11 protein-coding genes are annotated in these 12,974 nt (G+C 58.1%); 4 read left to right on the top strand and 7 right to left on the bottom strand.

Annotated features, from left to right (window positions below; genetic code table 11):
- Positions 1-11: 11 nt before the first annotated feature.
- The 3 genes from cmoB to rnhB are packed head-to-tail and all read right to left on the bottom strand — an operon-like array spanning position 12 to position 2,300.
- Positions 12-998 carry a tRNA 5-methoxyuridine(34)/uridine 5-oxyacetic acid(34) synthase CmoB gene (gene cmoB, locus BLW10_RS06655; protein WP_091333299.1) on the bottom strand — a complete coding sequence of 329 codons (987 nt, stop codon included), beginning with the start codon at positions 996-998 and terminating at the stop codon, positions 12-14.
- The gene (cmoA, locus tag BLW10_RS06650) at positions 989-1,708 is read right to left on the bottom strand and encodes a carboxy-S-adenosyl-L-methionine synthase CmoA (RefSeq protein ID WP_091333297.1); all 720 of its coding nucleotides are present in this window, start codon (positions 1,706-1,708) and stop codon (positions 989-991) included. The genes cmoB and cmoA overlap by 10 nt, the downstream gene beginning before the upstream one ends.
- Positions 1,701-2,300 carry a ribonuclease HII gene (gene rnhB / locus BLW10_RS06645; protein WP_091333350.1) on the bottom strand — a complete coding sequence of 200 codons (600 nt, stop codon included), beginning with the start codon at positions 2,298-2,300 and terminating at the stop codon, positions 1,701-1,703. The genes cmoA and rnhB overlap by 8 nt, the downstream gene beginning before the upstream one ends.
- A 167-nt stretch (positions 2,301-2,467) precedes the next feature.
- On the opposite strand from rnhB, the gene BLW10_RS06640 reads away from it, so the two are divergent.
- Positions 2,468-3,694: an AI-2E family transporter gene (locus BLW10_RS06640; RefSeq protein ID WP_091333348.1), complete on the top strand. Its 1,227-nt coding sequence runs from the start codon at positions 2,468-2,470 to the stop codon at positions 3,692-3,694.
- Between the two features lie 134 nt (positions 3,695-3,828).
- Positions 3,829-5,784, top strand: a complete 1,956-nt coding sequence (locus BLW10_RS06635; RefSeq protein WP_091333295.1) for a DEAD/DEAH box helicase — start codon at positions 3,829-3,831, stop codon at positions 5,782-5,784.
- Between the two features lie 103 nt (positions 5,785-5,887).
- Here the strand turns inward: BLW10_RS06635 and ubiT are convergent, their stop codons facing one another.
- Positions 5,888-6,355 (bottom strand): ubiquinone anaerobic biosynthesis accessory factor UbiT, encoded by a 468-nt coding sequence (ubiT, locus tag BLW10_RS06630; RefSeq protein ID WP_091333293.1) that lies wholly within the window; start codon positions 6,353-6,355, stop codon positions 5,888-5,890.
- A 159-nt stretch (positions 6,356-6,514) separates the two neighbouring features.
- On the opposite strand from ubiT, the gene BLW10_RS06625 reads away from it, so the two are divergent.
- On the top strand, positions 6,515-7,459 hold the full coding sequence (locus tag BLW10_RS06625) for a DUF808 domain-containing protein (protein ID WP_091333292.1): 945 nt from the start codon (positions 6,515-6,517) through the stop codon (positions 7,457-7,459).
- A 107-nt stretch (positions 7,460-7,566) separates the two neighbouring features.
- Here BLW10_RS06625 and BLW10_RS06620 read toward each other — a convergent pair whose 3' ends face one another.
- A complete protein-coding gene (locus BLW10_RS06620; RefSeq protein ID WP_091333290.1) occupies positions 7,567-8,961 on the bottom strand; it encodes a ribulose-bisphosphate carboxylase in 1,395 nt (464 codons plus the stop codon).
- A gap of 363 nt (positions 8,962-9,324) precedes the next feature.
- Here BLW10_RS06620 and BLW10_RS06615 point away from each other — a divergent pair, with 363 nt between their 5' ends.
- Positions 9,325-10,584: an ATP-grasp domain-containing protein gene (locus tag BLW10_RS06615; RefSeq protein WP_177169008.1), complete on the top strand. Its 1,260-nt coding sequence runs from the start codon at positions 9,325-9,327 to the stop codon at positions 10,582-10,584.
- Positions 10,585-10,665: 81 nt separating this feature from the next.
- Here BLW10_RS06615 and BLW10_RS06610 read toward each other — a convergent pair whose 3' ends face one another.
- Both BLW10_RS06610 and BLW10_RS06605 read right to left on the bottom strand, forming a co-directional pair.
- Positions 10,666-12,132, bottom strand: a complete 1,467-nt coding sequence (locus BLW10_RS06610; RefSeq protein WP_091333288.1) for a glycogen synthase — start codon at positions 12,130-12,132, stop codon at positions 10,666-10,668.
- 23 nt (positions 12,133-12,155) lie between these two features.
- Positions 12,156-12,944, bottom strand: a complete 789-nt coding sequence (locus BLW10_RS06605; RefSeq protein ID WP_091333286.1) for a hypothetical protein — start codon at positions 12,942-12,944, stop codon at positions 12,156-12,158.
- Positions 12,945-12,974: the final 30 nt, after the last annotated feature.

The following is a 12,974-nucleotide window of genomic DNA, read 5'->3' as shown; positions in this document are numbered from 1 at the left end:
GTGCGCCGCGCTCACGCCCGCCCGATCACCACCGCTCGCAGCGGCGCGGGATGGCCTTCAATGGTGCGGCTCGGATCGGCTGGATTAAGATGATCCGGCAATGATTGAAAGTGCATCCAGTCGGTTGCGCGTTGTTCGGCAATCGTGGTGCGCGTGACATCGACGACGCTAACCTGTTGAAAACCCAGTCGTTTCATCCAAACCACCAGTGCCGCGACACTCGGAATAAACCAGATATTGCGCATCTGTGCATAGCGATCCGGCGGCACCAGCACCTGTTGCTCGGCGCAATCGAGCGCCAGCGTTTCCAGCACCAGTTGACCGCCCGGGCGCAGCAGTGTGCGTAATTCGGCCAGATGATCGAGCGGCGAGCGGCGATGCGACAAGACCCCCATTGAAAACACGGTATCAAAACCGCTCAAACTAGGTGGCAGATCTTCGATGCCTAGCGGTAGCACGGTGACTTCCGGGCACTGCACATAGTGCTGAATGGCGCGAAATTGACACACAAATAATTGCGTCGGGTCGATGCCCATGACCAGCCGCGCCCCCGCGCCGCGCATCCGCCAAGCGTAATAGCCGTTGCCACAGCCGACATCGAGCACCACGCGCCCAGTTAGCGAATCAATGGCATCCGCCAGCCGCGCCCATTTCCAATCCGAGCGCCATTCGGCATCAAGGTGTAGATCGTGGAAACAAAACGGCCCCTTGCGCCACGGGTGTAGCTGCATCAAGGTCGCCCGCAGATGGGTGGCGATTGCGGGCGCAAGCACTTGATCGGACTGCAAACCAACGGCGGCTTGATCGAGCACCACACGCCCTGGCGGTAAATCCGGCAGCGCCGCTAAGGCTGCTTCCCAGCGCATGAGATCGCCATGTGTTCGCGCCGCGAGCCGCTCGCGCACGGCGACCGCTAACGGCTCAACCCAGGGCGCGAGTGTGGTGTGCGCGAGCTGCGCAAAAAATGGCTGAAATAGCGTTAAATCCGTTAAATCCATGCTAACCAAGCGACAAAATTCAGACTTTGAAACCAGCGCACTGCGCCGGCAAAACCGGCCTCAGTCAGTCGCTGCTCATGGGTAGCGAGCGATTCGGGAATCAACACCTGTTCAAGCGCCGCCCGTTTACGCGCAATCGCCAACTCGCTGTAGCCGTTGGCGCGTTTGAAATCCTCATGCAGTGTCGTCAACCATGCGCCCGCCCGCCCCTCAGGTGCGGCAAATTTTTCCGCCAAAATCAACGCCCCGCCCGGCACTAAACCAGCGCGGATGCGCTGTAACAGTTCCAGCCGTAATTCAATAGGGACAAATTGCAGCGTCAGATTGAGTACCACCAAGCTGGCCTGTTCTATAGGGACAGTTTGAATATCTGCGCATTGGGTGACAACGCGCTCGGCGTCATCGCTATCAGCAAATTGCGTCCGCAGTCCGGCAATCATCGCTGGCGCATTATCGACCGCAATTACCGTCACATCCGGCCCAGTTTGACGCAAAATCGTGCGCGTCACCGCCCCCAATGAACAGCCAAGATCGTAGCAACGCGCCCTCGGCCCAGCGACACGCCGCGCAATCAGCCCGCTGAGACCGACCAACTCGGCATAGCCCGGCACCGAACGGCGCACCATATCGGGAAACACGCGGGCGACATCGGCATCAAATTCAAACGGGCGCACTGGCCGGTTCGCCCGGTCAAATAGATCGTCAATCATGGCCCAGCACCGCCCGCACCGGCGCGAAACTGCGTCGATGCCAGCGACTCGGCCCGAGTCGGACGAGCGCCTCGCGATGAGCGCGGGTCGGATAGCCCTTGTGTTGGGCAAAGCCATAGCCCGGACACTCGGCATCGAGTTCGCACATCAGGCGGTCGCGGGCGACTTTGGCGAGAATCGACGCCGCGCCGATGGCCGGAATCACGCCATCGCCGCCGACAATCGCCTCCGCCGGAATCGACAACGCCGGGCACTGATTGCCGTCAATCAACGCCCGCGTCGGCTGGATCGACAACGCCGCAACCGCCCGCTGCATCGCCAACAGCGTCGCCTGCAAAATATTGAGCTGATCGATTTCCGCAACACTCGCCCAAGCCACCGCCCACGCCAGCGCCTGTTCTTGAATCAACGTCTCCAACCGCTCACGACGCCCAGCACTGAGCGTTTTGGAATCGCCGATGCCCGCAATCGGGCGCTCGGGATCGAGAATCACCGCCGCCGCACACACCGGGCCAGCCAGCGGGCCGCGTCCGGCTTCATCGACGCCGACGATCAAAATGTGTTCAACGGGTTCGTCGCAAGCAAGCAACATATCAATGCAGCACTCAATTAACCAAAACAAAAACGGCGCGATTTTAAAGCATTTCCGCTGCGCCCGTTCGCTGACGGCTGGACGCTGATCGCTGGAAGCTGAAAAAAGCTGAAAACAGTAGAATGTTACCGCCTCCCACCAAACCGCGTGTTCCACGCCCGCCCGCGATGACCCAAGACGCCCTGACTAAAGCCTCGATTCTGTTAATGACGTTGGCGATCTCGGCGCTATTTCTCGCCATGATCCAGCCGTTTTTAATGACATTATTATTAGCGGGTATTTTCAGTGCCCTCGCACGACCGTTTTATTTACGACTACAAGCGCGGCTCGGCTGTAGCGCATGGCTTGCTGCCTTGCTGACGGTATGCGTGATTGCCGTGATGGTGCTGATTCCAGCGGTTTTTTTGATTACGGTGCTGATTGGTCAGGCGCTTGATGTCAGTCAGCTTATTACCATCTGGGTACGCGGCGTGATTGACGATCCCACTGCTTTGCTAACCGCACTCCAGCATCTGCCATTTTATGATGAAGTGATCGAGCATCGCGGTTTGATTCTCGATCAAGCGGGACAGGCAGCAACCCTGATTAGCAAATTATTAGTCGATTGGGTGTCGTCGATTACCCTAAAAACGGTGAATTTTATTTTTCTAACCTTCGTTCTGCTCTATAGCCTGTTCTTTTTGCTGATGGACGGGCCAAAATTTATTCTCAAGCTGCTCTATTATCTGCCGCTCCAAACCCGTGACGAGCGCCGAATGCTCAATAAATTCACCTCAGTTACTCGTGCCACACTCAAGGGATCATTTTTAATCGGCGTATTACAGGGTGGTTTGGCCGGAATCGCCTTTGCGGTTGCCGGTATTGACAATGCCGTTTTCTGGGGCACCGTGATGGCAATTTTATCGATTATTCCGAATGTCGGCTCGGCATTAGTCTGGGGGCCAGTCGTGCTGATTTTGATTGCTCAGGGTGCGGTGCTCACAGCGATTGTACTCGGCTTATTTTGCGGTCTAATTGTCGGCAGTTTAGATAATGTCTTGCGCCCGATTCTCGTCGGCAAAGATACCAAAATGCACGAGCTGCTGATTTTTTTCAGCACCCTCGGCGGTTTAGTTATGTTCGGGCTGCCGGGATTATTCATCGGGCCGGTTTTAGCTTCGCTGCTGATTTCAATTTGGGAGATTTACGGCGTTGAATTTGCCGATATTCTGCCCGAGGTCAGCGAAGTGTTAGTCGATCAAGTCAATTATGGTGTTCAACTATCTGAACCACAGACAGTAGCTGCCGTCGCCGATCACCTACCGGATGCGCCGCCAGCCGCCGCGCCAGCGGCTGTTGCTGATGATGATGCGCAACATGCCGCGCCCGCCGTGCGGATACCACCGGAATGTTAATGCGCTGATCGGGTGTCCTTGTATAACTCGGCTGTTATGCCGATAATATTCGGTTATTCCGCGATTCCCCTCTAGGCTGGCCGGTCGGCCTTCTCCAAGGGTTCGCCCTACCTCCCCTCCGAGAGGCCACCATCATGGATACCTTAGACGAAACGAGCGTCGGCTTCGACGCGCTCGGTCTTTCACCTGTGATCGCACACGCAGTCAAAAACCTCGGCTACGAATCTCCGACCGCGATCCAGAGCCAGTGCATCCCGCATCTGCTTGCTGGCCGCGATCTGCTCGGTCAGGCGCAGACCGGCACCGGCAAAACGGCGGCCTTTGCGCTGCCGCTGCTCAGTCGCCTCGATCCTGACCTGCGCCAGCCGCAAGTGCTGGTGCTGACGCCGACCCGCGAGCTGGCGTTGCAGGTCGCTGAAGCCTTTCAACGCTATGCGACTGATCTCAAAGGCTTTAATGTCCTGCCCATTTACGGCGGTCAGGGCTACGGGCTGCAACTCTCGCAACTGAAGCGCAATCCGCAAGTGATCGTCGGCACGCCCGGGCGGGTGATGGATCACATTCGGCGCGGCACGCTGGCGCTGGAATCAATCCGTGTGCTGGTGCTCGATGAAGCCGATGAGATGCTCAACATGGGCTTTGCTGAGGACATCGACTGGATTTTCGATCAAGCGCCAGCCGAGCGTCAGGTCGCGCTGTTCTCGGCGACCATGCCGCCCGCGATCCGCCGCGTGGCGCAAACGCGGCTGAACGATCCGGTTGAGGTCAAGATTGCCGCCGATTCAGAGACAGTCGATACCATCGACCAGCATCACTGCATCGTCACCCGTTTTCATAAGCTCGACACGCTCACGCGCATCATGGAGCTGGAGCCATTTGACGGCCTGCTGATTTTCGTGCGCACCAAGAACGCGACCACCGAACTGGCCGACAAGCTCAAGGCGCACGGTTTCGCCGCCGAACCGCTCAATGGCGACATGAATCAGGAAATGCGCGAGCGCACTGTCGAGCGGCTCAAGCAGGGTCAGCTTGATGTGCTGGTGGCCACCGATGTCGCCGCACGCGGGCTGGATGTCGAGCGCATTAGCCATGTCGTCAACTACGATATTCCGACCGATCCCTCGGCGTATGTGCATCGCATCGGGCGCACCGGACGGGCGGGACGGGCCGGACGAGCGATTTTGCTAGTCGAACCGCGTGAACGTGGCTTACTAAAATCGATTGAGCGCGTGATTCGGCGGCACATTCCGGCGATGGAACCGCCCTCGGCAGCGGCGCTCAGTGAGTCGCGGATTGATCGCTTTATCAGCGAGATTCGCAAAACACTGGCGGAAAAAGATTTAGATTTCTTCTATCGCCTGCTGGCGCGGATCGGGCAGGAACAAGAAATTGAGATGATGGATATTGCTGCTGCGCTGGCCTATCTGACGCAGCGCGAACGCCCGCTCGATGTGAAAGAAGATCCGCCGCGCCCACCGAAACGTTTTGAAGAACGCAGTGAGCGCGGTGAACGGCCGCGTGGTCGTGAGTCGGAGCGTCCGCCCCGCCGCGAACGTTTCGAGGAGCGCGACGGCAATCGTGAGGAGCGTCGCCCACGTCCCGAACGCGGCGAGCGTCCGCCGCGCCGTGATGAGGATGCCGATTTAACCAGTTATCGGATCGAAGTCGGGCATCAGCACGGCGTCACGCCGCGTGAGATTGTGGGCGCGATTGCCAACGAATCGGGGCTAGAAGGGCGCTATATCGGTCGTATCGACATCCATGACGATCATTCCGTCGTCGATCTGCCAAAAGGTATGCCACGCGAGGTATTCCAGCATCTGAAGCGTGTCTATGTGCGCGGTCAGGCATTGCGGATTGCGCCGGCGGATGAAAAACCGGCAGCAGCGAGCGGCGGTGCGTGGGAGAGTGGTCGCGGTGAGCGCACCACTGCCCCGCGTGAGCATGATGCCAGACCGCCCCGCGCTGGTGGTGATGGGCAGCGCCGCGACCGCGACGGCTATGCGCCACGCCGTCCGAGTTCGGGCAATAAGAGCAATGATGGCGGGAAGCGTGGCCCAGGTGGGTCAGGGCGGAAATTCCGCGATTGAGTGCGGGTGGGCTTGGCGTTGGGTCACGAAGCTGCGGGTTCGTGACCAGCAAGTGATTTGGTGACGAAGCTGACGCTTCGTTACCAACTAGGCGAGACGATTATTAACGACGCCCCAGCAGTCGCACATCAGCCAACCGTTCGAGCGTGCGCATCAGCGGTGCCCAGCGTGCGGGCGGCTCGAACGCATCAAAGAAGTTCTTCAGATACAAACCTAATTCGGTATCACCCGACATCCGCAGCCGCCGCTGAAAAAATAGCGTATCAGCATCTTCACGCCGCGCTGCCAGCAGCAAAAACTCATGCAAGCCACCGGCAATGCTGGCATCGGCGCCGCGCTCCGTGCCATAGCCGCAAATGCGCCCCTGTTCTAGCCCAAGCCGATAGCTCACGCCAATATCATCAATCGCGATGGTCAGGCAGCGTCCGGCCAAAAAATCCAGCTCGCCATCAGCCAACGCCTCTTTCATCACCTGATTGAGGATACCGGCCAGCGCACGACTATGCAGGGTGCCGGGCACGAGACGCAGTGGAAAAGTTAAGGGATATAGAAAACGTTGGGCAGCAGACATGGGCACAGCTCTCGATCAAATGCGTTGCACAAATAGCGGGTGATTGTCCCCGCTCACTGTGCTCGACACAAGTGCAGAATGGCGGTCAAATAGCTTCAGCTTCCTGTTTGCGACACACGCGACGCGAATGCCCGTCAACTCTTTGCAGAAGGTTTAAACATGGCCACCAGTCTGCTTGCCCTGCTCGACGATATCGCCACCGTGCTCGATGATGTGGCCATTTTGACCAAGATCGCCGCCAAAAAAACGGCCAGCGTGCTCGGCGATGATCTGGCACTCAATGCCGAACAGGTGCGCGGCGTGCGGGCTGACCGTGAATTGCCGGTGGTGTGGGCGGTGGCGAAAGGCTCGGCGGTCAATAAACTGATTTTGGTGCCGCTGGCGCTGACTATCAGTGCGCTTGCTCCTTGGGCGATTTTGCCGCTGCTGATGCTCGGCGGCCTCTATCTGTGTTATGAAGGGGTCGAAAAGCTCGCCCATGCGTTCACGCACAGCCGTGATGCCGAGGCCGCGCATCATGCCGCATTGACCGCCGCGCTCGCTGATCCGATGGTCGATCTGGCGACCCTAGAACGCGACAAAATCAAGGGCGCGATTCGGACAGATTTTGTGCTCTCGGCGGAAATTATCGTGATTACGCTCGGCAGCGTCGAACAGGCGAGTTTTCTGACGCAGATTCTGGTGCTCACTGGCATTGCGATTGTCATGACTATTGGCGTCTATGGTTTGGTGGCGGCGATTGTGCGGCTCGATGATCTGGGCTTGATGCTCAGTCGTCATGCTGGCAGCGATTGGCCGGCCAGTGCGCAACGGGCGTTGGGCCGCATCTTGCTGCACGCGGCCCCTGTGTTGATGAAAGTATTAGCCGTCGCCGGCACAGTGGCGATGTTTTTGGTCGGCGGTGGCATCATCAGCCACGCGCTGCCGAGTGTGCATCATCTCAGCGAACAGCTTGCCGCCGCGTTGCTGCCGCTGGCGCTACTCGGGCCGCTGCTCAGTGCGGTGACGCCGCTGCTTGTCGATGCCCTGATTGGCGTAATCGCTGGAGCGCTGGCGTTGATTGTCTGGGGACGGTTTCAGGCGTGGCGCGTGCGTACAACCTGAACCTGAGCATGACCTGAACGCTCACCCACAAAAAACAAAAAACCCCCGCCTGAGCGGGGTTTTTGTTTGAACGCCGTGCGAGTTAATGCACAGCGGGCACGAGACGCTTAGGCTTCCAGTGCCACCGAGCCGAGCTGCTCGCGCCAGTTCGGGAACAGCTTGTCGGCATCATGCGGGAAGGACGCGAAGGCGCGGGCAAATTCCTTGTGCTCTTTGGCAAAGGCAATCGGATCAGCACCGGCTTTCCAGCACTCATAGGCCTGACGCAGTGAGCGTGCGCCAGCAGCCGGGGAGTCGATGTGACCGTAAGAACCGCCGCCAGCGGTGTTGATGATGTTGCCGTGACCGAGATTCTGGAAGAAGCCGGGCAGACGCAGTGCGTTCATGCCGCCGGAAATGATCGGCGTGGTCGGGCGCATCCCGTACCAGTCCTGATGGTAGATCGGCCCCTGACAGCTATCACGTTCGATCATGTAGGCGATGATCTTGTCATCGGCCTCACCTTCCATCTTGCCATAACCCATGGTGCCGACATGGATACCGGACGCGCCTTGCAGACGGCTCATCTTGGCCAGCACGAATGCCGTATAACCGCGCTTGGAACTCGGCGAGGTGATCGCACCATGACCGGCGCGATGATAGTGCAAATACTGACCGGGATATTGACGCCGCGCAGTCGTCACCATGCCCGGGCCGCCGACATAGCCATCGACTAAGAACGCGAGCTTATCGGCATCCGGCCCAAAGGTTTCGAGCGCGAAATCTGCACGGGCGCACATCTCAAAATGATCGTCGGCGGTGATGTTCATGGAGAACAGCTTGGCCTCGCCGGTCTCGTCCATCGCCCGCTTCATCGCGTCATAGACCAGCGGCATCACTTGTTTGACTGGCGCGAAGGTCTGATTCCCCTGCGGCTCGTCATTTTTGATGAAGTCACCGCCCAGCCAGAACTGATAGGCCGCGTGCGCGAACGGCTCGGGACGCAGCCCCAGCTTGGGCTTGATGATGGTGCCGGCGATGTAACCGCCGTCCGTGACCGGACGCCCGAGGATGCGCCACAGATCGGAAATATCTTTCGCTGGGCCGTCAAATAACTGGATGGCACGCGGCGGCACCCAGAAGTCGATCATCTTGGCATATTCGATGTCGCCCATGCCCTGATTATTGCCAATGGTCAGCGTCAGGAACGAGACCATCATCATGCGTCCGTCGATCATGTTGCGGTCGAACAGATCCAACGGATAGGCGATGCGCATTTCCTCACGCGCCTCGTCGATGGCATACACCAGCGCATCAACGCCTTTGGTGAAATCGTCTGTGGTGCAAACCTCAACGTTAGTGCCGGTGGAGGACTCAGCGGCAAAATGCGCAGCGGCCTCCAGATAGCCGTAACCGGCTTTGGGCTTCATGGTGTAGGCGCACAAAATGTGCTGACCGCCAGCAATCAGATCGGCTTCTTTGAGGCTGAGATCGGCATAACGTGAGGACTGGTCGAGAGCCACGGACTTCTCCTAGCAAGAGGGTAAATAAACGCATTGCGCACAGCGCACGCTAACCGGCTATTCAAGCCACGACATGGTGTTGCCGTCGATGTGACTTGAATATACACATAGGATAAATCCTTATTGCCTATAATGATAATCAGATTATCTTATGATAAGCATAAGCTGTGACTGATGTGATCATCAGGGATGAAGTGGGGTGGGAGTGGAGTGGAATGTCGTCAAAATGGCGACGCAGGTTGCAATAAATAGCGCAATCTGTTGATCGGCACAGGCCAGCCGGTGCCCTGATTCACGCTGTATACTGATCTGGCAGTTTTTTTGCTTAACACGATTAGAACAACGCAACGCCGATTCACGCCCATGCATACCTATCTCGGACTGGCTCAACTGTTACGGCGCACACTGGCCGGAGAAGATCTGCGGCCACTGGGTCAAATGCTGCTCCAGTGTGCGCGAACGGATCCGCAGGACAGCGCGGCATTGCTTGATGCGGCGATCTTGTTTGAGTTTCAGGAACAACCGGCGCTGGCCGCCGCATTACGCCGTGAGGCTTTGGCGCTGGGTCGGCATTATCGACTCCCAGCCCGTCATCAGCCGGCTCGCGTGCGGGTGCTGGCGCTGATGGCTCCCGGGCCGATCATGGCCAATGTCCCCATTGAATGTCTGCTCGATAACAGTGACATCGACCTCGAACTCTATTACGTCACATCACAGTTGCCCGCGACCGTGCCCGCGCATGATGTGCTATTCGTAGCGATTGGCGAATCAGACGCCAATCGCCCGCTGCTTGAAGCCTGGGCCGAACCGCTGCGTCAGTGGCCACGTCCGGTGCTCAATGATCCGCGCCGTATTCTTGACGTTGCCCGCGACCGCGCTGCCCAGCGGCTTCAGTCACAGCCTAGGTTGCTCATGCCACCGACCTGGCGCGTGGAGCGCGGTCAGCTTGAGGCGTGGGCTGGCGGAACGGGCGTTGAATTAGCTGATTTAGGCGCGGGGCCTTGGCTAGTGCGTCCAGTCGATTCACACGCTGGACGCGGGTTGCAGCGGGTTGCAACTCGCGCTGCATTGCGTGACGTATTGGCGCAGCAAACAAGCCGTGATTATTTTATTTCGCCCTTTGTTGATTATCGCAATGCCGATGGGCGTTATCGCAAATATCGCGTCGTGTTAATACATGGCACACCATTCGCGTCACACATGGCGATTTCTGAGCACTGGATGATTCATTATCTCAATGCTGGAATGGATAACGATGCGGCGAAACGTGCGGAAGAAGCTGCATGGATGATGAATTTTGCAGCGGATTTTGCACCGCGTCATGCGGCGGCATTCGCGGCAATTCAAGCGGCTTTTGAATTAGAGTATCTCGGGATAGATTGCGCGGAATTACCCGACGGGCGGTTATTGATTTTTGAGGTCGATCCGGCGATGGTGGTGCATGATATGGATCCCATAGAACGCTATCCCTATAAACCAGCAGCGATGCAGCGGGTATTTGCCGCATTTCGCAGGTTATTGTACGAAGCTGGAAATTCATCACCAGAAAAAGCGCAGGCGGCGTTTGAGTCGCGTTTTTTGCCGCTGAAAACGCGGAATACGCAGAAAAAACCTGCGGTTTGAGGTGGAGTTTAGGTGCGCGTTGTGATTGTGATGGCGCTTGTTTTACCGCGCTATCCAGCTAATAATTTAGGCAGAATTTGTTTAGCACACTTGAGCTTGCAGCGCATACTCATACAACGCCCGATACGCCCGCGCTGGCTGCTGCCATGAATAATCCGCCCGCATTCCATTTAAGCGTAATTGACTAAAATACGCTGGATGTTCGCGCCATAGCGTGATTGCACGCGCTAATGCTTCATCAAGTGCCTCGCGGGTCGGCTCATCGAATAAGTAGCCGTTGCGGGCCAAAAACGGCGCGGTCGAATAATTGGCGTCTTGAATCGTATCGGCCAGTCCACCGACGCGCCGCGCTATCGGTACGGTGCCATAGCGCATGGCAATCAATTGCGTTAAACCACAGGGTTCATAGAGACTGGGAATCAGGATCATATCCGCCCCGGCATAGATTAAATGCGCCAGCGTCTCGTCATAACTGAGTTCTAAATGTACATGCGGATGCGTTGCCCAGTGCGTTTGAAGTGCGGCGAAGCGGTCGGCAATCGCCGGTTCCAGCGCACTGCCTAATAGCACGATCTGTGCTCCATACGCTAAGCCGCGCTGGAGACCGTGCGCGATTAAGTCCACGCCTTTTTGTCGATCTAAGCGGCTGACAACAGCCAGAATCGGGCGCGTGTCGGTTTCAGCTAATCCACAGCGCACACGTAATGCCTGTCGATTCAAGGCTTTGCGCGGCAGGGTTTCGGGGCCAAAGTGCGCCGCTATCTGAACGTCTGTCAGTGGATTCCACACCGTCGCATCAATGCCATTCAGAATCCCGCCGAATTTGTAGCGATGGCGGTGCAACAGCGGTTGCAGTCCCATGCCCTGTTCAGTGTTCTGAATTTCCCAAGCGTAACGCGGCGAGACGGTGTTGACGACATCAGCGGCGACAATGCCGCCTTGCATCAAATTGGCGCGGTGCGGATCACCCGCTACCGCGAGCCGCTCGGCGGTGAGCCAATAGGCGAGATCTAACCCCACCCACTCCAATAGCTCCGCCGCAACCCAACCTTGATAGCCGACATTGTGTAAGCTGTAGCAGGTCGGCAGTCGGGCGTTTTGGTCAGTGAGCAACACCGGAATCAATCCAGTTTGCCAGTCGTTGCAGTGTAAGACATCGGGGCGCACGGTCGGCTGCGTGACATATTCGACGACAGCGCGTGAGAAAAAGGCGAAGCGTTCGGCGTCGTCTGGCTCGCCATAAATCCGTCCCCGTTGAAAAAATCGCTGCGGTGTGTGCGGGGCAATCAGGCGACAGTCGTAGCCATCGAGCGACAGACTGAGCAGTTGACAGTCAATCAGCGAACCACGAAACGGTACCTTAAGGGTCAGAGCGAGCGGTTGCGGTGTCGGTAACGCGCTCAGGTGCAGACTGTCATAGGCGGGCAAGATTACCTCGACGCGCTCGCCTTGACGCGCCAGTTCGCCCGCTAACCCCTGAACGAAGTCACCGAGTCCGCCGGCTTTGGCAAGGGGCGCACATTCGGCGCTGACCAGAGCGATGTGCATGGTGGATAGCGTCGCGTTGGCGGTTAGCGTGGCGGGATGGATTCACTAAGTGGATGCAAGGCGAGGGCGCGGCGGATCAGTTCGGCATCTTCAACCCTAACCTGAAGCTGAAAGCGTCCGCCCGCGCCAACACGATATGACTGCCCAAACAGATCCAGCTCGACATTCGGCGCACTCCAGCCGCGAATCACCAGTTCGACTTCAATAACAACACGGCTCGGCGTCGGTGTGGGATCGGCATAGGTGAGCAGCGGAATCGCTGTCACCCAGATCGCCGGCAGCAGCGGGGGCGCATCCGCAGGCGGCTCGCCAGCGCAGGCATCTGGGTTCACGTCCGCTGGTGCGATGGATACTGCGCGTGAGCATGGCGCACTGGGGCGCGGATGCGTCAGGGCTTCCAATCCCAGTCCATACGCCGCTTGCAACTGATTCGACCGCGCCAGCAATGCCCAGCCGCCGTCGGCATTGGTTAGCCCTAATTCGGCTTCAAATAGTGCCCCATCGTCGTCAATCTGAAAACACACCTCGCCGCTGCCCTGCAAGCCAGAGAGCTGCAACGCCTGCTCGCGGATTGGCTCACAGTCCCCATTGATCCGCCGTCGCCCAAGCCGCAACACCGCATGTGGTGCGCCTGCGGTCGGCGGAAAGCGTGCGCCCTGCGTGACGAACGTATCTGCCGTCAAGCGCCACTGTACACACAGTTGACCGCTGGCAGCGGGGTAGAGTGTCAGCGCCCGCGCCGCATGGCTCAACGGAAAAGTCGGAACAAGTGGCGTTGCGGGCGGCAACAGATCGGGGGTAACACGCGGCATCGGATCGGCGAAAGATCAGTCTTGGCTAAC

Source organism: Allochromatium warmingii (genome assembly GCF_900107145.1).
GTDB classification, from domain to species: Bacteria; Pseudomonadota; Gammaproteobacteria; order Chromatiales; family Chromatiaceae; genus Thermochromatium; species Thermochromatium warmingii.
This window is presented reverse-complemented; position numbering and strand designations above follow the sequence as displayed.

Excerpts from the sequence above, each read along its gene's own strand:
- BLW10_RS06625 (WP_091333292.1), top strand. The coding sequence starts at position 6,515 with ATGGCCACCAGTCTGCTTGCCCTGCTCGACGATATCGCCACCGTGCTC.
- rnhB (WP_091333350.1), bottom strand. The coding sequence starts at position 2,300 with ATGTTGCTTGCTTGCGACGAACCCGTTGAACACATTTTGATCGTCGGC.
- BLW10_RS06610 (WP_091333288.1), bottom strand. The coding sequence starts at position 12,132 with ATGCACATCGCTCTGGTCAGCGCCGAATGTGCGCCCCTTGCCAAAGCC.
- BLW10_RS06640 (WP_091333348.1), top strand. The coding sequence starts at position 2,468 with ATGACCCAAGACGCCCTGACTAAAGCCTCGATTCTGTTAATGACGTTG.
- BLW10_RS06635 (WP_091333295.1), top strand. The coding sequence starts at position 3,829 with ATGGATACCTTAGACGAAACGAGCGTCGGCTTCGACGCGCTCGGTCTT.
- BLW10_RS06605 (WP_091333286.1), bottom strand. The coding sequence starts at position 12,944 with ATGCCGCGTGTTACCCCCGATCTGTTGCCGCCCGCAACGCCACTTGTT.
- ubiT (WP_091333293.1), bottom strand. The coding sequence starts at position 6,355 with ATGTCTGCTGCCCAACGTTTTCTATATCCCTTAACTTTTCCACTGCGT.
- BLW10_RS06615 (WP_177169008.1), top strand. The coding sequence starts at position 9,325 with ATGCATACCTATCTCGGACTGGCTCAACTGTTACGGCGCACACTGGCC.
- cmoB (WP_091333299.1), bottom strand. The coding sequence starts at position 998 with ATGGATTTAACGGATTTAACGCTATTTCAGCCATTTTTTGCGCAGCTC.
- cmoA (WP_091333297.1), bottom strand. The coding sequence starts at position 1,708 with ATGATTGACGATCTATTTGACCGGGCGAACCGGCCAGTGCGCCCGTTT.